This is a genomic window from Streptomyces sp. NBC_01352 (assembly GCF_036237295.1).
GTDB classification, from domain to species: domain Bacteria; phylum Actinomycetota; class Actinomycetes; order Streptomycetales; family Streptomycetaceae; genus Streptomyces; species Streptomyces plumbiresistens.
The window spans coordinates 1934252-1958497 of record NZ_CP108354.1; the positions used below are offsets into that span (position 1 = coordinate 1934252).

24 protein-coding genes, 1 tRNA gene and 1 pseudogene are annotated in these 24246 nt (G+C 70.9%); 6 read left to right on the top strand and 20 right to left on the bottom strand.

Annotated elements, in window-relative coordinates; genetic code table 11:
• Positions 1-101: 101 nt before the first annotated feature.
• Positions 102-1304: an amidohydrolase family protein gene (locus OG252_RS09235; RefSeq protein ID WP_266450645.1), complete on the bottom strand. Its 1203-nt coding sequence runs from the start codon at positions 1302-1304 to the stop codon at positions 102-104.
• A 93-nt stretch (positions 1305-1397) separates the two neighbouring features.
• Positions 1398-1931 (bottom strand): flavin reductase family protein, encoded by a 534-nt coding sequence (locus OG252_RS09240; RefSeq protein WP_266450643.1) that lies wholly within the window; start codon positions 1929-1931, stop codon positions 1398-1400.
• A 185-nt stretch (positions 1932-2116) separates the two neighbouring features.
• Between OG252_RS09240 and OG252_RS09245 the strand changes: the two genes are divergently transcribed.
• On the top strand, positions 2117-2809 hold the full coding sequence (locus OG252_RS09245; RefSeq protein WP_266450642.1) for a helix-turn-helix domain-containing protein: 693 nt from the start codon (positions 2117-2119) through the stop codon (positions 2807-2809).
• A 298-nt stretch (positions 2810-3107) separates the two neighbouring features.
• Entirely contained in the window at positions 3108-3686 is a 579-nt protein-coding gene (locus OG252_RS09250) for a hypothetical protein (protein ID WP_266450640.1), read from the top strand.
• 69 nt (positions 3687-3755) lie between these two features.
• Here OG252_RS09250 and OG252_RS09255 read toward each other — a convergent pair whose 3' ends face one another.
• Together OG252_RS09255 and OG252_RS09260 are read right to left on the bottom strand one after the other, a co-directional pair.
• Positions 3756-4169, bottom strand: a complete 414-nt coding sequence (locus tag OG252_RS09255) for an antibiotic biosynthesis monooxygenase family protein (RefSeq protein ID WP_266453070.1) — start codon at positions 4167-4169, stop codon at positions 3756-3758.
• Positions 4155-4514 (bottom strand): annotated as a pseudogene (locus OG252_RS09260) (RidA family protein); the annotation flags it as partial. The pseudogene OG252_RS09260 and the gene OG252_RS09255, both read right to left, overlap by 15 nt.
• 72 nt (positions 4515-4586) lie before the next feature.
• Between OG252_RS09260 and OG252_RS09265 the strand changes: the two are divergent.
• The gene (locus OG252_RS09265; protein WP_329335144.1) at positions 4587-5573 is read left to right on the top strand and encodes a LysR family transcriptional regulator; all 987 of its coding nucleotides are present in this window, start codon (positions 4587-4589) and stop codon (positions 5571-5573) included.
• Here OG252_RS09265 and OG252_RS09270 read toward each other — a convergent pair.
• Together OG252_RS09270 and OG252_RS09275 are read right to left on the bottom strand one after the other, a co-directional pair.
• A tRNA-Pro gene (locus OG252_RS09270) sits at positions 5539-5612 on the bottom strand. The two genes, OG252_RS09265 and OG252_RS09270, sit on opposite strands and share 35 nt — an antisense overlap.
• A 93-nt stretch (positions 5613-5705) precedes the next feature.
• A complete protein-coding gene (locus tag OG252_RS09275) occupies positions 5706-7148 on the bottom strand; it encodes an MFS transporter (RefSeq protein WP_266450636.1) in 1443 nt (480 codons plus the stop codon).
• A 257-nt stretch (positions 7149-7405) separates the two neighbouring features.
• Here OG252_RS09275 and OG252_RS09280 point away from each other — a divergent pair, with 257 nt between their 5' ends.
• A complete protein-coding gene (locus OG252_RS09280) occupies positions 7406-7984 on the top strand; it encodes a TetR/AcrR family transcriptional regulator (protein ID WP_266450634.1) in 579 nt (192 codons plus the stop codon).
• A gap of 100 nt (positions 7985-8084) precedes the next feature.
• A complete protein-coding gene (locus OG252_RS09285) occupies positions 8085-9026 on the top strand; it encodes an alpha/beta hydrolase (RefSeq protein ID WP_266450632.1) in 942 nt (313 codons plus the stop codon).
• 61 nt (positions 9027-9087) lie between these two features.
• Here OG252_RS09285 and OG252_RS09290 read toward each other — a convergent pair whose 3' ends face one another.
• The 5 genes from OG252_RS09290 to OG252_RS09310 all read right to left on the bottom strand — a co-directional run bounded on the left by OG252_RS09290 (position 9088) and on the right by OG252_RS09310 (position 15629).
• The gene (locus OG252_RS09290) at positions 9088-10170 is read right to left on the bottom strand and encodes an Ldh family oxidoreductase (protein ID WP_329335148.1); all 1083 of its coding nucleotides are present in this window, start codon (positions 10168-10170) and stop codon (positions 9088-9090) included.
• 46 nt (positions 10171-10216) lie between these two features.
• Positions 10217-11929: a thiamine pyrophosphate-dependent enzyme gene (locus tag OG252_RS09295; RefSeq protein ID WP_329335150.1), complete on the bottom strand. Its 1713-nt coding sequence runs from the start codon at positions 11927-11929 to the stop codon at positions 10217-10219.
• 13 nt (positions 11930-11942) lie between these two features.
• Positions 11943-12803 (bottom strand): amidohydrolase family protein, encoded by an 861-nt coding sequence (locus tag OG252_RS09300; RefSeq protein ID WP_329335152.1) that lies wholly within the window; start codon positions 12801-12803, stop codon positions 11943-11945.
• A gap of 151 nt (positions 12804-12954) precedes the next feature.
• Complete coding sequence (gene lhgO / locus OG252_RS09305) at positions 12955-14154, bottom strand: L-2-hydroxyglutarate oxidase (protein WP_329335154.1); 1200 nt, start codon at positions 14152-14154, stop codon at positions 12955-12957.
• A 26-nt stretch (positions 14155-14180) separates the two neighbouring features.
• Complete coding sequence (locus OG252_RS09310; protein ID WP_329335156.1) at positions 14181-15629, bottom strand: aldehyde dehydrogenase family protein; 1449 nt, start codon at positions 15627-15629, stop codon at positions 14181-14183.
• Positions 15630-15852: 223 nt separating this feature from the next.
• Between OG252_RS09310 and OG252_RS09315 the strand changes: the two genes are divergently transcribed.
• Positions 15853-16140, top strand: coding sequence for a putative quinol monooxygenase (locus tag OG252_RS09315; RefSeq protein ID WP_266450621.1), 288 nt, complete (start codon positions 15853-15855; stop codon positions 16138-16140).
• A 106-nt stretch (positions 16141-16246) separates the two neighbouring features.
• Here OG252_RS09315 and OG252_RS09320 read toward each other — a convergent pair whose 3' ends face one another.
• The 9 genes from OG252_RS09320 to OG252_RS09360 form a co-directional block, all read right to left on the bottom strand.
• Entirely contained in the window at positions 16247-17233 is a 987-nt protein-coding gene (locus OG252_RS09320) for a methionine synthase II (cobalamin-independent)-like protein (protein WP_329335159.1), read from the bottom strand.
• A gap of 3 nt (positions 17234-17236) precedes the next feature.
• Positions 17237-17707 carry a GlcG/HbpS family heme-binding protein gene (locus tag OG252_RS09325; RefSeq protein WP_329335161.1) on the bottom strand — a complete coding sequence of 157 codons (471 nt, stop codon included), beginning with the start codon at positions 17705-17707 and terminating at the stop codon, positions 17237-17239.
• 22 nt (positions 17708-17729) lie between these two features.
• A complete protein-coding gene (locus tag OG252_RS09330) occupies positions 17730-18533 on the bottom strand; it encodes an alpha/beta fold hydrolase (RefSeq protein ID WP_329335163.1) in 804 nt (267 codons plus the stop codon).
• A gap of 25 nt (positions 18534-18558) precedes the next feature.
• A complete protein-coding gene (locus tag OG252_RS09335; protein ID WP_266450613.1) occupies positions 18559-18930 on the bottom strand; it encodes a VOC family protein in 372 nt (123 codons plus the stop codon).
• Positions 18927-19697 (bottom strand): fumarylacetoacetate hydrolase family protein, encoded by a 771-nt coding sequence (locus OG252_RS09340; RefSeq protein WP_329335166.1) that lies wholly within the window; start codon positions 19695-19697, stop codon positions 18927-18929. The genes OG252_RS09335 and OG252_RS09340 overlap by 4 nt, the downstream gene beginning before the upstream one ends.
• Positions 19694-21142: an NAD-dependent succinate-semialdehyde dehydrogenase gene (locus OG252_RS09345; RefSeq protein ID WP_329335167.1), complete on the bottom strand. Its 1449-nt coding sequence runs from the start codon at positions 21140-21142 to the stop codon at positions 19694-19696. Before OG252_RS09345 ends, OG252_RS09340 begins: the two co-directional genes overlap by 4 nt.
• A 56-nt stretch (positions 21143-21198) precedes the next feature.
• Positions 21199-22116: a VOC family protein gene (locus OG252_RS09350; protein ID WP_266450607.1), complete on the bottom strand. Its 918-nt coding sequence runs from the start codon at positions 22114-22116 to the stop codon at positions 21199-21201.
• A 109-nt stretch (positions 22117-22225) separates the two neighbouring features.
• On the bottom strand, positions 22226-23137 hold the full coding sequence (locus OG252_RS09355; protein WP_329335170.1) for a LysR family transcriptional regulator: 912 nt from the start codon (positions 23135-23137) through the stop codon (positions 22226-22228).
• A gap of 35 nt (positions 23138-23172) precedes the next feature.
• Positions 23173-24135 carry a sugar ABC transporter substrate-binding protein gene (locus OG252_RS09360; RefSeq protein ID WP_329335172.1) on the bottom strand — a complete coding sequence of 321 codons (963 nt, stop codon included), beginning with the start codon at positions 24133-24135 and terminating at the stop codon, positions 23173-23175.
• Between the last annotated feature and the right edge of the window lie 111 nt (positions 24136-24246).

The following is a 24246-nucleotide window of genomic DNA, read 5'->3' on the forward strand; positions in this document are numbered from 1 at the left end:
TCGGCTCCCTTCAGAGCATCGCCGAGAATGTTGATAGCATGAACATTGATTGTTTCCGGCCAATATCCCGGCGGTATCAGTTCGTCAGGACCTTTGCGCTCTCAGAAGACTTCGCGGACCACTGACGTACGGCTGACCAGCCGTCCGCCGGCGAATACCAGCCGCGGCGGGCAGGACGCCCCCAGCACCTCCGACACCGAGTCGGCACGCACCGCCAGGAGATCGGCGACAGCACCCTCGTACGGCCCGGCCTCGGGCAGCCCGAGGACGGCGCGAGCCCCCGCGGTCACGGCGTGCAGCGCCTCGTCCGGGGTGAGATGACCGGCGGTGACCATCAAGGAGGCGGTCTCCAGCGGATCGCCCCGGCCCACCGGGTTGAAGGGATCGCGGATGTTGTCGCCGCCTGCCGCGAGCCTGACGCCCGCGTCCAGCAGCGGGCGTACGGCGGTGAGGCCGCGCGGGGTGGCCGAAGGGTGGTCGCGGCCCTGGAGGTAGAGATTCGTCAGCGGGAGGGTGACGACCCCGATCCCCGCGGCGGCGACCTCCTTGGCGGTACGCGCCGCCTCCTGCGGGTCCACGCTGCCGAGGCTGACGCAGTGGCTGGCGGTGACGCCGAGGGCGAAGCCCCGTTCGCGGACGGCTGCGGCGAGCAGGCGCAGGTCCTGGGCGCCCGGGTCGAGGGTCTCGTCCGCGTGCAGGTCCACTCCGACGTGGTGCTCGGCGGCGATCCGCAGAGTGCGCTCGATGGCGGCGGCCGGGTCGGCGGACAGATGGGGGCAGTCGCCCAGCAGATCCGCGCCGAGGCTGAGCGCGCGGTGCAACAGCTCCTCGGGGGCGTCGACATGGAGGACGGCGATCTGGAGCCGCACCCGCCCGCGCATCTCCTTCCGCAGCCGCAGCAGGGCGCGCAGGCCTCGCAGCGGATCCTCGCCGGTAAGGATGTCCACGTGCGTCCGGACCGCGGTGACGCCGTTGGCGCACATCTCGTCGACCGCCCGCCGGGCACGCTCCAGGACGTCCTCCTCGGTGATGCCCTCGGCATGGGCGCGCCAGGCGACGATGGCGGACGGCAGGTCGCCCGGCAGTGCTCCCGCCAGGTCCCAGGTCAGGGCCTTGTCCAGGTGGGCATGCGGTTCCGCGGGGGCCGGCAGCAACAGGTGTCCGGTCAGGTCGAGTTCGGCCGGGCCGACGGGCAGCAGACCGGGGGCGGCGACCCGTCCGACGAGGCCGCTGTCGCTGTCCAGCAGTACGTCGCGGACGGTGCCGTCGGGCAGCCGTGCGCCTCGCAGGAGGAGAGGTGGCATGGTCTCAGGTCCGTTTCGTGCGAGGCGGTGGATACCGGGAAGCCGTCGAAGCCGCGACGCGCGCAAGACGCACCGGGAACCGGTCGGGGTCGGTCACGCGGCACCGAGCATGTGGTACCGGCGGTCGTGATGGACCAGGGCGGTCGGGCCGCCCGAGCCGGTCACGATCCGTTCCACGGCGGATACCAGCAGGTGGTGGTCGCCGGCCGGAATGTCCTGCACCACGCGGCAGAGGACCGTGTAGGAGCAGTGGGCTACCAGCAGGGGCACGCCGGTCGCCTCCTCCGCCGACCACTCGAGCCCCACGAAGCGATCGGCGGGGCGGTCGGCGAAGCGCCGGGCCATGTGCTCGCCACCCGCGTGCAGGATGTTGAGCGCGAACCTCCGGCCACCACCGAGCAGAGCGGGCAGGGTACGGCCGGTACGGCCGACGCCGATGGCCAGCAGCTGCGGATCCCGGCTCAGGCTCATCACCGCGGTACTGGTGAAACCGGCCGGGTGCCCTTCGGCTGTCAGGGCGGTGACGACACAGACCCCGCCGGCGAGTGCCGCCATGGCGTCCAGGAACCCGGGGTCTTCCGGCGAGGCGTCGGCGGGACGGGCGGATGCGGAGGTGGCCGCGGTCATAGGGGCTCCCTGGGGGCTTGGCGGCGAGCGGGGACGCGGATCGAGTAAAATGTTCACGCCATCAACATTGAGCGTAGGGGCCTGGTGTTTCGATGGCGTAAAACTCCCCCCATCGCCTCCCGCGGCCTCCCGTGACCCCCAGAACCCGCTCGGCCCGCCGACCCCGACCGCTTAGGATTCCCGCCATGCCGGCCCCCTCCGCCAACAGCGCGTCACCCGCCGACCGCCCGTCCGCAGCCCAGTCCGCGGCCGAGCCCGAAGGCCAGTCAGCAGCCCAGGAGACGGACGCGCACCTGCGCGCCGAACTCGGCGCCTCCATCCGGAGGCTGCGCAAGGAGCGGGGCCTGACCCTGGTGCAGGTCGCCGAGCTCGCCGGACTCTCGCACCCGTTCCTCAGCCAGCTGGAGCGCGGTCTGACCCGGCCGAGCATGCCCTCTTTGCACCGGATCGCCCGAGCCCTCGGCACCACCCAGCAGGCCCTCATGGCCACCGCGGCGGTACCGCACCCCGGCACCCCGGCCGCATCCGCGCACCTGGTGCGCTTCGGCGAGGGCCTGCCGGTGGTCAACTCCGGTGGCGCGGCGCGCATGCTGGGGGCCGCCTCCTACTCGATCCACCCGGTCGAATACGCGGGGGCGCCCCCGGAGTTCGAGGAGTACTACGACCACCCCGGAGACGAGTTCCTCTACGTCGTCACCGGCGGGATCGAAATCGACCTGCAGACCCTCGACGGCCCTCGCCTCCACGTACTGGGGCCGGGAGACTCCATCTGCTACCCGGGCGGAACCCCCCACCGCTGGCGCGCTGTCGGCGACGGCGAGCCGATACGCATTCTCACGGTCCAGAGCGCGGCAGGCACCACCGACCAGCACCACTAGCGGGCCCCCGCACACACGACACAGGCCGCCTTCTCGTTGCCGAGAAAACAACTCCGCGCTCCTCGCGCAGGTGATCCGCCGCTTCGAAACTCAAGCGAGCAGCCCACCGCGCCGCATGCAGGGCCTCGACACCCGCGAGTGCTGCCGCACATCCAGGCTGCTGCCCACCCCTATGTGAGTACGGTCATAATTCCAAGCCTGCCAGAACCTTGCGAGGAGGCCCCGCGACTCATTACCGTATGGTCGTAATCCAAAAGGCCGGGGAGGCCATCAGCTCCCTCATCCGAAGGGACATCCCATGAAGTCGCTGGTCTCGCCGAAGCCGGGGACGACTGACCAGGCCCGGGATGAGGAGCGAACGGCGACCGACCCCGCCGCGGCACGACGGACCCCGGCCGCCGCCGGCCCCCTCGCCTCCTTCGCCCGGTTCGTCCTGCTCGGCGGCGGAGTCGGGGTGGCTTCCAGCGGCGTCGTGCCGGTGCTCGCCGCCCTGATGCCCTGGGCTGCGGCGAACGCGCTGATCACCGTCGCCTCCACGCTGCTCAGCACGGAGCTCCACGCACGCTTCACCTTCGGGGCAGGGCATGCCGGATGGCGCCAGCACTGGCAGTCCGCGGGGTCGGCCACGGCCGCCTACGTGGTGACCTCCACCGCGGTTCTCGTCCTGCACCTCGTGCAGCCGTCGGCCGGAGTGCTCTACGAGCAGGTCGTCTACCTCACCGCCGCCGGGCTCGCCGGTATCGGGCGTTTCCTGGTACTGCGCCTGTTCGTCTTCGCGGGCAGCCGGACCCGGACCACGGTGCGGGCCGTGAACTCGGCGCCGACTCGGGAAGCGGGCGCGAAGGTGTCCGTGCTCTTCCCTGTTCCGGCGCTGTGACCGACAGGGCCCGCCGACCCGTTCGATGCGAGCTTGTGGCGGGGCGGTCGCCGAGATGGCCTCGGCCGGTCAGCCTGCGGACGGGCTCCGCGGGTCCTCCGCCCGCGTGAACCCGTGGCTCCGTTCCACCTTCGCCACGTGCAGCGTGTAGCTCTCGTACCACTCGGCTTGCCCGCGCTGTTGCGCCGCGCGGTGCTCGGCGTTGGTCCGCCACTCCGTGAGGGCGTCGGCGTCGCGGAAGTAGCCGACGGTGATGCCCAGCCCGCCAGGAGTCTGCGCGTGGTCCATCCCCAGGTACCCGGGGACGTCCTTCACCAGGTCTTCCATGCGTGCGTTGGTCTCGCTGTAGTCGTTCTGGTCCTGGGTTCGCACCGTGGTGAAGACAGCCACGTAGTAGGGGGGTTCATAGGCCTCGACGGGCGCGACGGGCGCGCCAGGCGCTTCGGAGACCCGCCGAGCGTCCACCTCGATCTCGATCTTCATGCGGGTGTCGGCGAGGCCACAGACGAGCATCGAGGCGGCCGGCCGAACTTCGCCGAAGCAGCGGCGCAGAACCGGCCAGCAGGGCTCGAAGTCTTCGCGGTCAGGCAGCAGGTAGCGGACCCGCACCACGTCGGCGAAGGTGCACTTCGCCTCGGCCAGCGCGGCCTCGACGTTGCGCAGGCACTGCTCGGCCTGCTCCACCACGTCGTCGGAGATCGTCATCGTGGCGTAGTCGAACCCGGTCGTTCCGGACACATGCACCCAGTCTCCGTCGACCACGGCACGGGCATATCCGATCCGCTCCTCGAAGGTCGAGCCGCTGAGGATCGCACGTCGCTCTGTCATGCGCCGAACGCTAAGTGACCAGCACTGATACGTCTAATACAGCTGCAGGCATGGTCTGATATCTCTAGGAGTATGGAGCGCCCCGAACTCCCCCTGCCGCAGCTGCACGCTTTCGTCGTACTCGCGGAGGAACTCCACTTCGGCCACGCGGCCGCCCGCCTGGGCATCGCCCAGCCACCGCTGAGCCAGCAGATCCGCCGACTGGAGGACAAGGTCGGCCACGCGCTGTTCAGCCGCGAACCAGGACGCGTCACCCTCACCCCGGCAGGCCGCGAGCTGCTGCCCGCCGCACGGCGGGCCCTCACCGACCTCGCGGACGGCCTGGACGCCGCCCGCGCCGTTGGCAGCGGCCGGGCCGGACGCCTGCGGATCGGGTTCGCCGCCTCCCTCGCTTTGACCGTCCTGCCCGGCCTGCTGCGCACCTTCCGGCAGCAGTTCCCCGACGTGCGCCTGGACATCCACGAGATGACCACCGCACCGCAGATCGCCGCCCTGCACGACAGGACCATCGACATCGGTCTGCTGCGCGAACCCCCCGCCGACGAAACGGAGCTCGGCTTCAAGACGGTGTTCAGCGAGCCGTTCGTGGCCGTGCTGCCGTCCACTCACCCTCTGGCCGCCCAACGGACTGTCAACATCGCGCAGTTGGCGGAATCACCCTTCGTGCTCCTGCCCCGCACGGTCGGCCCGCAACTGCACGACCGGATCACCAGCCTCTGCACCGCAGCGGGTTTCACACCCCAGGTGGCCCAGCACGCAGTGGAGTGGCAGACCGTGTGCGCCCTCGTGGGAACCGGCCTGGGCGTCTCCCTCGCTCCGGCGAGCATCCGACGCATCCGCCTCAAAGGCGTCGCCTTCCGCGGCATCAAGCCCGCCGCCCGCACCCGAGTCGCCGTCGCTTGGCGAAAAAACGACCAAAACCCCCTGGTCGCAGAGCTACTGGCGACGGCCGGCCAAGATCCGGCGGGACAGCACCACGAAAAGGGCCCCCGCAGGTGTTCACCCGCGAAGACCCTTCACACCGTCGGGACGACAGGATTTGAACCTGCGACCCCTTGACCCCCAGTCAAGTGCGCTACCAAGCTGCGCCACGTCCCGGTGCGCTCTCCACAGTCGGCCGCTTGAGACCACCCGTGTGAGCGCGCAGGTCAACCCTACCCCATGGGGGCGGGCCGACCCGCTGTGCCCGCGTCAGCCGTGCGCCACGGTCTCCTGCTCCACGGCTGTCACCTCATGGGCGGCGCGGGCCTTGCCCGTCGTACGGCCGCCGCGGCGAGTCGGCACCAGCAGCGCGGCCAGGGCGGCGGCCAGGCAGAGCAGGGCCAGCAGGGTGAAGCCGTGGGTGTAGCCGGAGGCGTACGGCAGGCCCGAGGGCTGGAGGTGGCCGGTGACCAGGACGCCGGTGACGGCGGCGCCGATGGATCCGCCGATGGTGCGGATGTTGGCGTTCATGCCGGTGGCGGCGCCGGTCTGGTCGGCGGGGACGCTGCCCACGATCAGGTTGGCCATGGAGGCGAAGGCGAGTCCGATGCCGAGCCCGAACAGGCCCGCGACCAGGGCGACTTGCCACTGCTCGTCGTGCCACAGGGCGAGGAAGCCGCAGGCCACCGCGCCGAGCGCGGCACCGGTCGTCAGGAGTGTCTTGGCGCCCAGGACCGGCTCCAGTCGGCCGCTGAGCACACCGGACAGGAACATCGCGACCAGCATCGGCAGCATGAGCAGTCCGGCGGCGGTGACGCTCGCGCCGAAGCCGTACCCGGCCGACGAGGGCGTCTGCACGAAGCCCGGCAGGAAGGACCAGATCGAGTACATTCCGGCGCCGAAGAGGAGCGCGGCGGTGTTGGTGGTCCACACGGCCGGCAGTCGCATGACGCGCAGGTCGATCAGCGGGGTGCGGGAGCGGGCCTCGCTGTACAGCCACAGCGCGAACAGCGCGACGGCGGCGGCGAACAGGCCGAGCACCCGGGCGGAACCCCAGCCCCACACGCCCGCCTGACTGAGCGGCAGCAGCAGGGCCACCAGCCAGGCCGACAGCAGTGCGGCGCCGGACCAGTTGACCTGGCCCTCGGCCCGGCGGGGCGACTCGGGGACGTAGCGCACGGCGATGAGCGTGGCCAGGGCGACGATGCCGACCGGGATCCAGAACAGCCACCGGTAGTCGAGCGCGGTGACGATGGGCCCGGCGGCGACCATGCCGACGCCGCCGCCCGCGGCGATGACGGCGGACAGGTTGCTGATGCTGCCGCTCACCTCGGACGGGGCGAACTCGTCCCGGATGATGCCGAAGGAGAGGGGGAACAGGGCGCCGCCGACGCCCTGGACGACCCGGGCGACGATCAGTACGCCGATGCTGGGCGCGAGCGCGGCGAGCAGACAGCCGACGGCCACGGTCACCAGGACGGCGACGAGGGTGCGTTTCTTGCCGATCAGGTCGCCGACGCGGCCGAGGATCGGGGTGAAGACCGAGGCGGACAGCAGATAGGCCGTCATCACCCAGGTCGCGGTGGACTGCGAGGTGTGCAGGGCGTGCTGGACGGTCGGCAGGGCCGGCGCGATCAGCGACTGGAGCATGGAGAACACGCCGGCACCGGTCGCGAGGACCGCGAAGGTGAGGCGGGTGGACTTGCGGGGCATGAAGAGCCTCTCCGAACACAGGGTGCGGCCGAAGCCTCTGACCGCGGTCGTCGGTGCGGACCCGGTGCGCCCTGCGGGCGGGCACGGGGACGCCGGCGGCCGCGGTGAGCGGTCGCGGAGGGGATGTATGGGCAGGAGGACGCGTGCGGCCGCACGCGTCCACGGCGAACGCACCTCGCACTGCTAAAGTGGAGGTACACCTCCACTCTAGCGGAGGCATCCCTCCGCTTCAACCGAGCCAGCCCCGGGAGGCAGCCGTGACCGCCCAGCCGTTCCCCGTCAGAGAGATCGTCGCGGCCCGCCGACCGCACCGGAAGGACGCGGCCCGCAACTACGACGCCCTGCTCGCCGCCGCCCGCGAGGCCTTCGCGGAGCACGGCGCGGACGCCTCGCTGGAGGACATCGCGCGCCGCGCGGGCGTCGGCATCGGCACGCTGTACCGGAACTTCCCCACCCGCCGCCATCTCTTCGAGAGCGTCTACGCGGACGAGGTCAACGCCCTGTGCCAGGTCGCCGAGGAGGTTGCCGACCGAGAGCCCTGGGACGCCCTGACGGCCTGGCTGGACCGGTTCGCGGGCTACATGGTGACCAAGCGGGCCGTGCGGGAGGCACTCAACGACGAGTCGGAGATCTTCGCCGCCTGCCGCGCGTCCATGTACGCGGCCGGGGGCCCGCTGTTCACCCGGGCCCAGCAGGCCGGCGAGGCGCGCACGGACATGGACTTCGTGGACCTGCTGCGCATGGTCTCGGGCATCACCGCGACGACCTTCGACGACGACGCCCAGCGCGACCGGGTGCTGTCCGTCGCCCTCGACGGCGTGCGGACCACCCGCTGAGATCGACACCCTAGCTTTGCATTGCCTGACTCAAGTAAATTCCTCGCGTCAGGTGCAGCCCCTCCCCCCGGGCCGCCGCAGTCCCAGCGAACGGAACCGCATGTCCCTCCTGGCCCGCCCGGCGGTGGCCACCCTCGCCGCCAAGACGATGCAACGGATGACCCTGCTCGCCGACCGGCGCTCCAGCGGGCGCGGCTCGGCGGCGGCCTCGCACGCCCGCTTCCCCGAATACCCGCGCACCGTGAAGGAGTTGACCATACCCACGTCCGTCGCCGAGGCCCGGGTGACGGTGTACCTGCCCGCGCCCGAGGAGGCCGGCGAGGCGGCGCCGCCGGTGCACGTCAACTTCCACGGCGGCGGCTACGTCATCTCCCTCACGGAGATGGACGACCCGCTGTGCCGCTTCCTCGCCGCACAGGCGGGGATCGTGGTGATCAACGTGGATTACGTGGTCGCCCCGCAGCACCCGTTCCCGGCCCCGCCGAGGCAGGCGTACGAGGTCGTCCGCTGGGTCGCCGAGCACGGCGCCGAACACGGCTGGGACGGCGGTCGCCTCACCGTGGGCGGGCAGAGCGCGGGCGGCGGACTCGCCGCGGCCGTGGCGCGCCAGGCCCTGGAGGAGGGCGGTCCCGCGATCGCGCTCCAGGTCCTGCACTATCCCCCGCTGGACCTCGCGACCGGTGCCCGGCACAAGCGCGCCGCCGTCGACCGGCCGATGCTGCGGCCCTGGATGGCCGACATCTTCGACACGTCGTACGTCCCCGACGTCCGGCTGCGCGCCGACCGGCTGGTGTCGCCCGCCCACTCCTCCGACACCGCGGACCTGACCGGCATCGCCCCGGCCCTCGTGATCACGGCCGAGTACGACCTCCTGCGGGCGGAGGCCGAGAGCTACGCCGACCGGCTGCGGAAGACGGGCTCCCTGGTCGGGCATCACGACGTGGCCGGGGCCGACCACGGGTACGACGGCTCGGACGACGAGAAGGCGCGGGAGACCTACGCCCTGATCGCCCGCCATGTGCGCGAGGCCGTCCGCTCCTGAGGAAACAGAAGCCGCCGACCGTCCCCTCCGACGGCCGGCGACATCGATCCCCGCGCTCCTGTCAGGCGACCGGCGTGGGCGGGGTGATTCCGAACTTCTCGGCGTTCTCCGTTAGTTCGCGCCACACCTTGGGCGCCACCGGAATCCCCTGCCCGGCCCGCTCCACGGCCACGGCGGCGCTGCGCTCGCCCGGGTAGTGCACGCCGTCGGCGCCGTCGGCGACCGGCAGGCCCTTGAGTGCGGACAGCGTCGCCTCGACCCCCTCGGTGAAGCCCTCCGCTCCGCCGAAGGCGGCCGGATCGACGGCGATGAGCAGGGCGTTCTGGCGGTGCTTGCGACCCTCCGGGTCGTCCGAGTGGAACGCGGCGAAGATCGGCGCCCCGACGAGCACGCTGGTGAGCAGCTCGAACGCGAGGGACATGCCGGACCCCTTGGCACCGCCCAGCGGCAACGGCATGACGGCCGTCGCCGGGTCGGTGGTGGGGGTGCCGTCCTCGGTGGCGGCCGCGCCCTCCGGCAGGGGGGTGCCGCTCGCCTTGGCCTGGCGGATCTTGCCGAGCGCGATGGTGGCGGTCGCCATGTCGAGCAGCAGCGGCGCGTGGCTCGACGACGGATCCGTAGGTACGGCGATGGCGAGCGGGCTGGTCGCCACCGCGGGGCCTTTCACCCCTGTGTAGCCCATGTTGGGCATGCCGGCGACGAAGCCGAGGCCGACCATGCCCTGTTCGGCGATCTTCGAGACGTAGTAGCCGATGGCGCCGGTGTGCACGGTTCCGCGCACGCCGACCGAGGCGATGCCGGTGGTGCGGGCCCGGCTCACGGCCTCCTCGGCCGCCGCGCTGAGCGCCACCGGGCCGGGGGCGCGGTCGGCGTCCAGGACGGCGGCGGCCGGCGTGGTCGACTCGACCCTGATCTCGGCCTGCGCGTTGGCGACGCCCTTGGCGAGCAGCTCCAGGTAGGCGGGGACGCGGGCGATGCCGTGCGAGTCGACGCCGCGCAGCGCGGCCCAGACGAACACGTCGGCGGTGGTGGCGGCGTGCTCCGGGCTGAGGCCGCCCTTCTCCAGGAGCGCGGCGGAAAAGGTGCGCAGGTCCTCGGCGCTCAGGCGTACCTTGCCCGGCGTGGGGGTCGGTGTGTCGGTCATGGTGGCAGGTGCCTCCTGGTCTCTTGGCTCGTTCGCCTGCGCCGGATCAGCGGGTGACGAGGACGTCGACGACGGCCGTCGTGCCCTCGGAGACGGCCTTGAGGGCGCGCTCCAGCGCGGGCGCGAGGGCGTCCGGGGCGTCGACGGTCTCGGTGTGCATGCCGAACGGCTCGGCGAACGCGGCGAGTCGGGGCAGCCGGTGCAGATCGGTGCCGAGCCACTCCCCCGTCTCGGCGGCGGCGCCCTCGGGGTAGAACCTGCGGTGGTTGAGGTTCATCGACTTGTAGACGCGATTGTTGAACACCACGATCAGCAGCGGGAGTTCGTACGCCTTCGACGCGTCGTACGACGGGATGACCGGGTTGTAGGCGAACGCGCCGTCGCCGATCGTGAGCACCACCGGGCGCTCGCGTGCGGCGAGTTTGACGCCGAGCGCGACCGCGATGCCCTGGCCGAGTCCGCCCTGCACGTAGAAGTACGAGTCGGGGGCGTCGGTCCGCACATGGCGCTTGACGATGCGGCTGTGGGTGATGGTCTCGTCGACGACGATCCCGTCCCGGCCCTCCAGCAGCGTGCGCAGGGTCGCGGCGACGAGCACCGGGTCGATGCCCTCGGCCCCGACCGAGGCCTTGGCCTCCGCGGCGGCGATCGCAGCCTGTTCGGCGGTGTGCCGCTCCTCCTGCGCCGTACGGCGCATGGCCACGGCCCTCTCGTCGAGGTCCTTGGCCCGCTTGGCGAGCTGGCGCAGGGTGTTGGCGACGTTTCCTTCCAAGTACCTGTCGGCGTACAGGACTTGGTAGACGACGTGCGGGCGCTGCGGCACCTCGTCGATGACGACGATCTGTGCCTTGGAGGGGCGGCGCGACGGCGGGTAGAAGGGGGCGCGGCAGTTGACGAGGAGGATCAGGTCCGCCTCGTCCATCCACGGTCCGATGTCGCTGCCGGCGTGCAGCGGGTGGGTGCGCGGGAAGTTGCCGCAGACCGCCGAGTCGGGTTCGACGACCGGGATGTGCCACGCCTCGGCGAAGGCGACGAGCGCCTCGAAGCCGCCCGCCTCGCGACCGGAGGTCTCGGTCACGATCACGGGATTGCGGGCCTCGCGGATCAACTGCGCGACCGGGTCGACCTCTTCGGGCGAGCTGTGCGTGGAGCCCGGCGGCACGATCGGCTTGGCCTCGCGGCCGTCCCACTCCTCCAGGAGGATCTCCAGCGGGATGTTCAGGTACGCGGGGCCCGCCGGGGCACGCCAGGCCAGTTCCGCCGACCGCGTGATCATGGTGGGCAGGGTGTGGACGCTGGCGGCCTCGTTGGACCACTTGGTGAAGGGCTGGGCGACGCCGTGCGGGCCGCCCACGACGGACAGGTTGCGGTACCACTGGCCGCCCGGGTCCTGCCCGGGGCCGTCGCCGTAGGTGGTCGACTCCGAGGAGCTGACCACCATCGGGACGCCCGCGAGCAGCGCCCCGTGGACGGCCATCGAGCCCTGGAGCAGGCCGGGGGCCGCGTGCAGCAGCACGCCCTGCGGTCTGCGCTCGACCAGTCCGTAGCCGGTGGCCATGCCCACGGCCACGGTCTCGTGCGTCAGGTCCAGGTAGCGCGGGCAGGGCAGCCCGTCCCGGTGGCGCCGGGCCAGGGACTCCCACACCGGGGCCCACTCGGAGCCCGACGAGCAGAAGAGGTAGTCGGCGCCGACGGCGCTGAAGGCGGAGACGAGAGCATCGCCGCCGTCGGCCCCCGGAGGGTTGTTGGTGTCGGTCATCTCTCGTGCTTCCTCAGCCCTCGATCGGCCAGTTCAGGACCTCGGAGATGCCGCGGCCCATGATCCATTCAAGCTCCTCGGGCGTGAAGTCCCAGTGCTTGGTGAACTGCTCGATCGTGTCGGTGTAGGTGATGCCGTGGCCGAGCAGCCGCGTGATGTCGGTGCCGTAGAAGCAGCGCTGCGGGCCCATCTTGTCGACCATCTCGCGCACGTACTTCTGGATGTTGTTGTTCGGGAAGGGCTGCGTGGAGTAGCCCGGGAGCGCCGAGACCTTGACGTAGATATTCGGGTGGGCGGCCAGGTCGGCGGTCTCCTGGACCCAGTAGCCGATCGCGTCGTCGACGCAGCGGGCCATGATGCCCATGTGGTCGATGATGATCTTCAGCTCGGGGTGCTTGGCGGCGATCTCGCCGAGCTCACGCTTCCAGATCGGGGCGTGCACCATGGTGGGGATGCGGAGTTCCTCGGCGATCGGCCAGTACCAGTCGTTGGTGCCGTCGATCATCCAGTTGCGGTCGATCGGCCGGTGGAAGGTCAGGCGCGTGCCCTTGACGTGCGGGTTCTCGGCGAAGTCCTTGAGCATGGCCTTGCCCTCTTCGGGCTTGTTCTGCGGGATGCGGGCCATGATGCCGAAGCGGTCCGGGTGTGCCTCGCACGCCTCGAGGGCGTAGTCGATACGGTCACCCTCCCAGGACGGCGGCAGGATCAGGGCCCGGTTGACGCCCGCCTCGTCCATCAGCTCCAGGGCCTCCTCGTACGAGAAGGGGTCCTCGCGGTGTCCGTTGAGGCGGATGCGCTCGCGCGCGCCGGGGACCCAGGGGCGGTCCGGGGTCTCTTCCTTCCAGATGTGGATCTGGGTGTCGACAACGAACATGCTTTCAACTCTTTCTCTCAGGGGGCGTGGTGGTGTGGTGTGGGAGGAACGCTAGGCGGGACGGGAGGCCTTGCAGAGCTCTGGGGATGCAAGCTGTTGTTGCGCGAAACACCGCTGCACGCAGGGCATTTACTGTGTGCGCGACACGTCGTCACGCCTCGCCGAAGACGGCGTCGACGATGTGGCCGGCGATCGCCATCGAGGCCGTCGCGGCCGGCGAGGGCGCGTTGCGGACCGCGGTGACCCGGCCGGCCTGGTGGATGCGGAAGTCGTCCAGGAGCGTGCCGTCCCGGTCCAACGCCTGGGCGCGGACGCCCGCACCGCCGCGGACCACGTCACCGACGCCGACGCCGGGGACGTACCGCCCCGCGTCCTTCATGAAGGCGGCCGTGGAGAACGAACCGCGGTACTCCCTGATGCCGGTACGCCAGTGCCGGGCGGCCATCTTCCAGGAACCGGGGTAGCCGGCGAGACCGATCAGGTCCCTGGGCGAGACGCGGCCGCGCGTGTAGCCCTCCCGGGCCAGGGCCAGGACGGCGTTCGGGCCGACCTCCACCGAGCCGTCGACGCGGGGTGTGAAGTGCACGCCGAGGAACGGGTAGCGCGGGTCGGGCACCGGATAGATCAGCCCTCGTACGAGGTCCGTCTTCTCCGGCCTGAGCAGCATGTACTCGCCCCGGAACGGGATGATCCGCGGCTCCCGCCTGTCCTGGGCGAGCCGGGCCACGGCGTCCGAGTGCAGACCGGCGCAGAGGATCAGCCTGCCGACGCGGACCCGGTCCTGGCCGGAGGCGACCTCGATGCCGCCGGGGACATGGGTGATCGAGGTGACGGGGAAGCCGAGGCGTACCTCGCCGCCGGAGGTCTCGATGTCCCTCGCGAACGCGCGGGCGACCGCCTTGTAGTCGGTGATCGCGGTGCGCGGGGAGTGCAGGGCCGCGATGCCGCCCGCGTTGGGCTCGATCTCCTTGATCTCCTCCCTGGAGATCTTCCGCAGGTCCGGCACGTGGTTGTTCCTGGCCCGCCGGTAGAGGCTCTCCATGCGGTCCAGTTCGTCCTCGCGGACGGCGACGACGAGCTTGCCGATCTCCTCGTACGGCAGTCCGCGCTCGCGGCAGTACTCGCGCAGCAGGGACACGCCTCGTACGCACAGGTCGGCCTTGAGGCTGCCGGGCGCGTAGTAGATGCCGGCGTGGACGACGCCCGAGTTGTGGCCGGTCTGGTGGACGGCGACCTCGTGCTCCTTGTCCAGCACCAGGACCCGGGTGCCGGGGCAGCGCAGGGCGATCTCCCGGGCGGTGGCCAGGCCCACGATGCCGGCGCCGACGATGCCGATGGTCTCGTCAGCCATGGCGGTGCCTCCTTGGAGTACGGGCGTCACGCGCCGAAGTGGACGGCGACGGTCTTCACGCGCGTGGAGAAGCGCAGGACCTCGTCGCCCTGCTCCTTGTAGGCCGTGCCGGAGTCGCGGAAGCCGCCGAAGGGCAGGTGGACGTCCCAGCCGGTGGTGGTGGTGTTGACCGCGACCTGCCCGCACTCGGCCTCGTCCGTGAAGCGGTGGGCGGCGGCGAGGTCGCGGGTGAAGACGGCGGCGGCGAGGCCGAAGTCGGAGTCGTTGACGGCGTCGACGGCCGCGGTGAAGTCGTCGACGGCACGGACGGCGAGGACCGGACCGAAGACCTCCTCGCGCCAGACCGCCGTCTCGGGGGTGACCTGGGCGAGGACGGTCGGCCGGACGTAGCAGCCGTGCGCGCGCTCGCCCTCGGTGTCAGCCGTGCCGCCGGTGAGGACGACGGCACCCTGCTCGACGGCCTTGTCGATGTCGGCGAGGACGCTGTCGCGCTGCTTGGGGCTCGACAGCGGGCACAGGGTGGTCGCCGGGTCGCTGCCCGGGCCGATCGTCAGCGCCGCCACCTCCAGCACCAGCAGCCGGGCGAACTCCTCGTACACCGGCTGCTCGACGACGACCCGGCTGGTGGCGGTGCAGCGCTGGCCGGCCTGGCCGAAGGAGGCGGCGACGACGGCCTTGGCGGCGGCCGGCAGGTCGGCGTCCCTGAGGACGACGGAGGCGTTCTTGCCGCCGAGTTCACCCTGGAAGCGGACGTTGCGGTCGGCGAGGCGGCGGCGGATGCGGCCCCCCACGGCGTTGGAGCCGGTGAAGGTGATGCCGACGATCCGGGGGTCGTCGAGAAGGGCCTCCTCGATCTCCGCGGTACGCCCGGTCACCACGTTGAGCACGCCCGCCGGCAGGCCCGCCTCGTGCAGGGCGCGGGCGAAGTGCAGGCCCGACAGCGGGGTCTCGGTGGCCGGCTTGAAGACGGCCGCGTTGCCGGCCGCGAGCAGCGGGGCGAGCTTGCGGGCCGGAGTGATCAGCGGGTCGTTCCAGGGGCTGATCACCAGGATCACGCCGATGGGCTCGCGCTGGGTGTGGGTGCGGTGGTTCGGGCGTACGTCGTGCAGGAGGGTGCCGTAGCCCTGGCGGGCGAGACCGGCGTAGTACTCCAGGAAGTCGGCGGCCTTGAGGGTCTCGCCGGTCGCCTCGGTGAGCGTCTTGCCGTTCTCGGCCGTGACGTCGGCGGCGATCTCCTCGACCCGCTCGCGGATCAGGCGGGCCGCGTCGGTGAGGATCCGGGCCCGCTCGAAGGGGCTGGTGCGCTTCCATCCGGCGAAGGCCCGCTCGGCGTGGTCGAAGGCGCGGGTGACGTCCTTGGCGGCGAGGGCGGGGACGCGGGCGATCGGGGCGCGGACGTCGGCCGGGTCGTGGACGTCGATCCAGTCGCCGGTCGTCACCCACTCCCCGCCGGAAAGGGCTTCCACAGTACGCATGAAGATCACTTCCTTCGTCCGCCGCGGTGACGCGGTCTGCACAGAGAGCGGCCGTGCGGGCCGGATGCGACAACACACCATGCCGGGACGGGCCACCAGCCCCACGGCGGCAGGCATTGCTTGCGCCGCGCGCAGGTCGGCGGGCGGCTGATCCGTGCTGGAATCGGCAGGCCGGAGGGCCCCGGGCCCCCAGGAGCCGCACACCCGCCGAGGAGAGACACACATGGCCTACGCCGTCATCGCCCGCTACTACTGCGACCCCGCCGACGAGGCCACGGTGCGCGCCGCGCTGCTGAAGGTGCGTGAGCACACCCGTGCGGAGCCGGCGAACCTGGCCTACGAGGTGCACGCGGAGGCGGGCAAGCCCGGCATCTTCGTGCTCTACGAGCAGTACGCCGACCAGGCCGGCTTCGAGGCGCACAAGGCCGCCGGGCACTTCAGGGAACTGATCGTGGAGACGGTGTGGCCACTGCTCACCGACCGGTCGGTGACGTTCGCCGAGGTGCTGTGAGACGAAAGGCCGCTGCCGAGACGAAGGGCCGCTGCCAAGACGAAGGGCCGCTGTGAGACGAAAGGCCGGGCAGTCGCTGCCCGGCCCTCTGGGATTCCAGACGTCGTCAGAACTCGTTGCCCCAGCAGTACCGCGCCAGCGTCTCCACCAGGACCAGCTTCCTGCGCTGCTCCTCGGCGCTCAGCAGCGGCCGGCTCGCCACGTCCGCGAAGCCCCGGGACGGTGACACGGCCGCGTCCTCCAGGTCCTTGAACGCGCCGACCGCGTCGATGCGGGCCATCACCGTGTCGATGTCCTCCAGCTCGGGCACGGTCGCGTCGACCACGCCCAGGCAGACGTCCCGGTCCTCGGGCAGCGCCCGGATCAGGTCGAGCTCGGCCTCGGTGCCCTGGAGAAGCGGCAGGATCCAGCGGTCCGCGGGGATCCCGGCGTAGAGGTGCTCGGCCGCCGTACGGTCCACCCGGGCCGGCGCCTCCCATCCGGGGCAGACGCCGATACGGACGCCCTCGGGGCGCTCGTCCAGCCGTACCGCGAGCGCCTCGACGGCCAGGGTGTCCTCGAGGGGCAACACACCCCCGGCGGAGTCCAACTGGCCGAGCAAGAGCGGGTTGTTGAGCTGTATCAGCCGTACGCCCTTCGACACCAGCAGTTCGATCTCCGCGTGGATGACGACCGCGAGGGCCTCGCCCAGCTCACGGGCGGAGGACGGGCCGAGGCCGGGTTCATACGTCGTGGCGGCAAGAAAGGCCGGGGAGGGCAGCGAGACCTTCGGCGCGATCGCCGTCAGCGAGGTGAGCCGCTCGGCCCAGTCGGCGACCAGCGGTCCGTCGGCCTTGGGCAAGGCCTCCGCGACCCAGCGGACCAGGCCGTCGGGGCCCGCTTCGTCCGTGCGCCGAAACCCTGAGACTCCGTCGAGGACCGCGCTGCGGAAGTCCTCCCGAGGGAAGTCACCGTCGGTGACCACCGTGGAGCGCAGCTTGCGCTGGAAGATTACCGCGTCCTCGACCGCCTGCCGGGCGCCGATCGTGGCGAGGTCGGCGGGGCGGACCAGGCTGCCGTGGTGGTCGATGCGGTAGTTGAAGGTGTCCGCCATGGTTCACGCGTCCTTTCCGGCGGGCTTGCCCGCGACACCCCAGGCGGCGAACTCCAGCTCGTAGCCGAGGGATTGGAGGACCTCCTCGGCGATCTGCTGGTCCTCGTCGGCGGTGCCGCCGGCGATGCCGAGGCCGCCGATGATCTCGCCGTCCTTCTTGATGGTGAGGCTGCCCTCGGTGGCCATGATCGGCATGGCCGCGCCGGGCAGCTGGGAGAGCTGGGAGAAGAAGACCGGCTGGCTCTCCTGCCATTTCTTCAGCATCGTGCCGGGGCGCTGCATGATCGCCGCGGTGTAGGCCTTGGCGCGGGCGATGTCCGGGGTGAGCGGGCGGGCCCCGTCGGGACGGCGGATGGCGATCGGGAATCCGCCCGCGTCCACCACGGCGACGCTCACCGCCTTCCCGATCGCCTGGGCGCGCTTGTGGGCGGCGGCGATGATCTCCTCGGCGGCGTCCAGGGTCAGGCTGCTCATGCTGCTTCCTTCGGTACGGGGCTCATGCGGCTTCCTTGCGGGCGGTGAGGGTGCGGCGCAGGCGGGCGATCGCCGCGTTGTAGGGGCCCGGCGTCTCCCAGTACATGGAGTGCGGGGCGCCCTCGACGATCTCCAGGTGGGAGCCCGGCAGCAGTTCGTGGGCGCGGGTGACGGTCTTGACGCTGAGTACGGCGTCCTTCTCACCCGCCAGGAAGGCGACCCTGACGCCCGAGTTCTGGATGTCCTCCAGGGAGGGTCCGTCGGTGTCGAGGTTGCGCAGGTCCTGCATCCTGGCGACGTTGAAGGTGCCCATCTGCTGGAACAGGAAGGTCAGGTCGGCGCGTTCCTGCTGGAACCGTTTGGTCAGCAGGCGGTCGATGACGGGCAGCTTGACGGCCTCGGCGCGGTCGGCGGCGGCCAGCTCCTTCAGCTCGGGGTGGCTGATGCCGCCGAGGGAGTGGCCGAGGACGACCGAGCCGACGCGCTCGGGGCGCAACAGCCCGGCGCGCAGGGCGGCGACGGAGCCGATGGACTGGCCGACCAGCATCGCGTCGGTCAGGTCCTCCTGGTCGAGGACGGCGACGACGTCACCCGGGAAGTCCTGTCCGTCGAACTCCGGCCTGGACGAGTGCGGAGAGGTGGGTGCGTCGGACTTGCCGAAGCCACGCAGGTCGACGGTGACGACCGTGAACTCCTCGCGCAGTCCGGACACTTGCTGCCACCAGGCGGCGTGGTGGCCGCCGCTGCCGTGCACGAACAGGATCGCCGGACCACTGCCGTGGCGCTCGTAGTAGATGGAGGTGCCGTCGGAATCGGCGATGGGCATGAGGTCAACTCCCGTACGGGCTGGACTAGTTGGGGCGCTTGCCGTGCCAGACCAGTTCGATCATGGTGTGGTCGGGGTCGTGGATGTAGCAGAACTTCGACTGGTTCTCGGGGCGCTGGATCGGGCGGGTGTGCCGGATGCCCAGCTCCCCCAGGTGCTCCAGGAAGTCGTCCCAGTCATCGACCTCGACGGCGAAGTGGTAGGGCGCCATGCGCTCCATCTCCTCGACCGGCGTGAAGTGGAGGTCGAAGTTGCCCCGGGTCATCAGCACCACTCGGGTGTTGGACTTGGGCATGATCCGCTTCATCCCGAAGACCTTCGTGTACCACTCGGCGGTCCGGTCGGGGTCGGTGGTGGGGAAGTTGACGTGGTGGATGTAGCGCGGTTCCTTGCTCATGCTCGATTCCCTTCGAGGTGTACGGGGTTGGACAGCACACCGATGCCGCTGATCTCGATGTCCACGGTGTCGCCCGGCTCCAGCTGGCAGGTCGACTCGGCGCCCATCCACAGCACGTCGCCCGGATGCATGGTGATGTGCCTGGTGATCTCGACGATGTGGTCGAAGGGGTCGAAGACCATGTCGCCGGTGGGGAACGCGGCCCGTTCCTCGCCGTTGACCCACAGCGTCGTCGTCTGGGCCAGGGCCTCGACGTCCGTCTCGATCCAGGGCCCCATCGGTTTGAACGTGTCGCTGTTCTTGCTGCGCCAGAACGTGCGGTCCTGGTGCTGCCAGGTGCGGGCGCTGACGTCGTTGCCGATGGTCCAGCCGAAGACGGCCGTGCGGGCCTCCTCGCGGGTGGCGTGCCGCAGCGTACGGCCGATGACGGCGACGAGTTCGGGCTCGGCCTCGAACCGGCCCTCGACCTCGGCGGGCTTCACGATGGGCGAACCGTGCCCGGTCAGCGCGTTGTTGGCCCGGTAGCCGACCTCGGGGCGGTCGGGGGTCTCGGCGCCGGCGTGTTCGATGTGCCGGGGGTAGTTCATGCCGACGGCGTAGAAGACGGGCGGCACAACAGGGGGCAGCCATACGGCCGCCCCTCGCGGGACCGTACCGATGACGTCCGGAGCGCCCTCCAGCGGGGAGCCGGACAGCAGCTCGACGTCCTCCTCCCCGACGCGGCCCCACACCGCCCGGCCGTCGACCGAGACTCGCGCGTACCTCATGGCGCCAGCAGGTGGGAGACGCGCTTGGTGACCAGATAGGCGTCCAGGGCCTCCGGCCCGCCCTCCCGGCCGTAGCCGCTGTCCTTGACGCCGCCGGAAGGGGCCTCGTGGACCGAGCCGCCGCAGTGGTTGATCGACAGGATCCCGGCCTCCAGTTCGCCACAGAGCCGCTCGGCGGTGGCGGCGGACCGGGTGAAACCGTAGGCGGCCAGGCCGAACGGCAGCGCGTTGGCGGTCGCGAGTGCCTCGTCCAGTTCGGTGAAGGGCACGAGGGGTGCGAGCGGTCCGAACGGCTCCTCGTGCAGCAGCTCCGCGTTGGCCGGTACGTCGGTCAGGACGGTCGGCGCGAAGAAGTACCCGGCGCGGTCGAGCCGTTCGCCGCCGGTGAGGACCTTGCCGCCACGGGCGACGGCGTCGGCGGTGAGGCGTTCCATCGCCTTCAGCCGGCGTTCGTTGGCGAGCGGTCCCATGGTCGTGCCCTCGGCGAGACCGTCACCGACGACGACCGCCTCGGCGGCCTTCACGAACTCGGCGGTGAAGTCCTCGAAGAGGCTCTCGTGGACCAGGAAGCGGCTCGGTGAGGTGCACACCTGCCCGGCGTTGGCGAACTTGGCCTGCGCGGCCTTGCGGGCGGCCTGCACCGGGTCGGCGTCGGCGCACACGATCACCGGGGCGTGGCCGCCCAGTTCCATCAGGGAGGGCTTCATGACCTTGCCGGCCTCGGCGGCGAGGAGCTTGCCGACGGGGACCGAGCCGGTGAAGGCGACCAGGCGGGTGACCGGGGAGGCGATGAGGTGGGCGGAGACCTCGGCGGGCTCGCCGAAGACGAGGTTGAGGACACCGGCCGGGAGGCCCGCGTCGGCGTAGCACTGGACCAGGGCGGCGGCGGTGGCGGGGGTTTCCTCCGAGCCCTTGATGACGATCGAGCAGCCGGCCGACAGCGCGGAGGAGATCTTCCGGTTGGGGCCGCCGACCGGGAAGTTCCACGGGACGAACGCGGCGACGGGGCCGATGGGTTCACGCCGCACGCTCAGCACGGTGCCGGGGGCCGAGGGGATGATGCGGCCGTACGCGCGGCGGGCGTCGTCGGCGTGCCAGCGCAGGGTCCCGGCGGTGCGGCGGGCCTCGCCGGTCGACTCGGCCAGGGGCTTGCCCTGCTCCAGGGTCATGACGCGGCCGATCTCGGCGGCGCGCTCGGCGATCAGGCCGGCGGCGGCGTGCAGGATCGCGGTGCGCCGTGCGACGGGCGTCTCGCGCCAGACGCGGAAGCCCTCTTGGGCGGCGGTGAGCGCCCGGTCCAGGTCGGCGGCCGTGGCCAGCGGTACCTCTCCGATCACCTCCTCGGTGGCCGGGTTCACGATCGGGGCGGCGGTGCCGGTGCCGCCCTGGCACCACTCGCCCGCGATGTACATGCGGACGGCGGGGTAGCCGTGGTCGGTGGTCATGGGTGGGTGCCTCCCAGGCTGGCTCTCAGGCTGTTTCGCGGTCCGCGGGTGGTGGTTCAGGAGGCGGGGGCGTCCTGGTCGCGGTTGGTGCGCAGGGCCCAGATGTGGTGCGGCGGGGTGGTCTCGTGGACGCGGGTCTCGTAGCGGTCGTCGACCCGGTCCATGTCGGCGGCGTACTCGACGCGGCCGCCGCACGGGGCGTGCAGGAAGCGGAAGACGTTCGAGCCGATGGTGTGGCGGCCGAGCCTGCGGGCCTCCCGCCAGCCCTGCTCGATCATGTGGTTGCCGCCCTCGATGACGTCGTCGAAGCCGGGGACCTCGTAGGCGATGTGGTTGATCCCGGCCCGGTCGGGGCGGTGGCACAGCAGCATGGTGTGCTGGTCGTCGTCGTCCGGGGCCTGCATGAAGACGCCCATCGGCTCGACCACGTCGGTGGGCCGGAAGCCGAGCCGCTCGGTGTAGAACGCGACCGCGTCGTCCTTGCCCGGCTTGGGGATGTTGAGGGCCACGTGGCACATGCGCAGCGGACGGGCCCGCTCGATCGGTTCCAGGGCGGTGTTCCAGCGGTTGACGTGGCCGAGGGCGTTGGCGGGACGCGGGGTGAGGGGTGCGGCCTTGGGCCGGGCCAGGGTCAGTCCGACGCCGAAGCCGGTCTCGTCCACGGTGTGGTGAACGCCGTCGGCGCTCTCGCGGACCTCGCGGTCCTTGCCGGCCGCGGCCACCAGCCGGTGCACCTCCTCGGGGCTGTCGACGCCCCACACGACCTCACGCAGGGTGGGCCCCTCCTCCACCGCGGGCGGCAGCAGCGGACCCGGCCGGGTGTCGAGCCGGAGGGTCTGGCCGGTGAGCGTCTCGAACACCGCGTGCTCGTCGGTCCGCTCCACCAGGAACAGCCCGAAGTCGTCGAAGAACCGGACGCATTCGTCGAGGTCGTCGATGCCGTAGGTGACCGATTCGATTCTCTGGATTCCCATGGATGCCTCGTTTCCGGGTCGCCTCGTGAGCGTAGGTATCGGGACGTGACAGCCTCAATGGCCCGAGCTCTACGAGGTACGCAAACGTTTCTTGCGGTGCGGACCGGTCTTAGGGCCGGATCGCCGGGATGGGATTCTGTGAGAACCACTCGGCGAGGAAGTCCAGGAACACGCTGACCTTGCGCGGGGTGTCCTTCCCGGGGCCGTGGATCGCGTACAGCGGACGGTCCGGGACGGCCAGGTCGGGAAGCAGCACCTGGAGGGCGCCCGAGACCAGGTCGTCGTAGACCGGGCGCTGCGGGAGCAGGGCGATGCCCCGGCCGTGGACGGCCGCCTTCTGCAGGGCGATGTAGGAGTTGGACGAGAAGGCGATGTTGCGGATCTTGTGCAGGGTGCTCGCGTGGCCGTGACCGATGCGCCAGACCGGGTCGTTCACGTGCACCAGGCAGTCGTGGGTGGCGAGGTCGTTCGGGTGGGCGAGGGCGCCGTGCCGGTCGATGTACGTCTTCGAGGCGCACAGGACGAACGGCAGCGAGGAGATCTTCTTCAGGCGGACACTGGAGTCACGCAGGTCCCTGGTGTGGAAGGCGACGTCGAATCCGCTGTCCAGGAAGTCGTAGGTCCGGTCGGACATCCCACCGAGTTCGAAACGGACCTGGATTTTCGGATGCGCGGCGGAAAACGCGGCGATGGCGTCGCCGAGGTCCAGGCTGCCTATCCATTTCGGGCAGATGATGCTCAGGGTTCCCTCGGCGCGGTCGTGGAGTTGGGCTATGCCGGCGTCCTCGGCCTCGATTTCGTCGAGAATGCGGGCGGCGAATTCCGCGTACCGCTGACCCGGTTCGGTGAGGCTGACGGACCGGGCCGTGCGGTTGACCAGGCGGACACCCACCTGCCGTTCCAGTTCGGCGACGTGCCGTGACACCAGCGAGCCGGACGAACCCAGCTTCTTGGCGGCCCCACTGAAACTGCCGACCTGCGCGACGGTGACGAAGCTGTGCATGAGGAGCAAGCGATCCATGTTTTCCTCCGGGGGCTCCCGCCCTCTGGGGCCCGCTACTCGGGGCAGTACTGGGGGGCGTCGCTCACGTTGTCCTTGGTGACCAAGACAAGAGGAATGTCGGCAATCTTGTCAACAGTTTTGTCCTTGTCCAGCAGGCCGATCGTGTTCTTCACCGCCGTCTGCCCGATCGTCATCGCCGAGTTCGCCACCGTGGCGGACAACTGGCCGCTCTTGACCGCCGCGATCCCGTCCTCGGTGCCGTTGGCAGAGACGATCTTGACGTCCTTGGCGCCGGCCGCGTCGAAGGCCTTGCGGACGGCGAAGGCCATCTCCTCGTTGGCGACGAAGGCGTAGTCCAGGTCGGGCTGGGCCTGGATCATGTTCTCGGCGACGTCCTGCGCCTTGGCCGGATTGAACATGCCGGGCTGGTTGGCCACGACCTTCGCGTTCGGGGGCAGCGCGTCCTTGAAGCCGCCCACCATCAGGTCGGAGGCGGCGCCGGGGGCACCGGCGACGATGCCGACCTTCACGTCCTTGCCGGCGGCGTCCTTCGCGATCCAGCCGGCGTCCAGCGCGCCGAGCTTCTTCAGGTCGACCTTGGCGACGCCCAGCACGTCCGACAGGTCCGAGGTGGCCACCGAGGTGAGGTAGATCGGGATGCCCGCGCTCTTGGCCTTGGCTATGTCGCCTTCCAGGGCGTCGACGTTGACCGTCTGGACGATCAGGGCGTCCACGTTCCGGGCGATCATGTCCTCGATGTTGGACAGCTCGGTGCCCGCGTCCTGCTTGGAGTTGGCGGAGTAGACCGTGGCCTTCCGTGCCTTGCCCGTCTCCTCGACGGCCTTGAGCAGACACTGGTGGAAGTGCGTGTTGGCGCCGTTGACGAACCCGAGGGTGACCGAGCCGCCTGCGGCACCCGCCCCGTCGTCCTCGGTGCCGCATCCGGAGAGCACCAGGGCGGCGGCGCCGACGAGCGAGGCTGCGGCGGTGCGGCGGGAACGGGTGGTGGGCTTCATGGGGTTGGCCTTTCCTGCGTCTTTGAAGAGAAGGGGGCGAATGGGGGGCCTGGCGCTGCGCGGATTGCGTGGGGCGCCGCGGATTGCGTGGGGCGCCGCGGATTGCGTGGG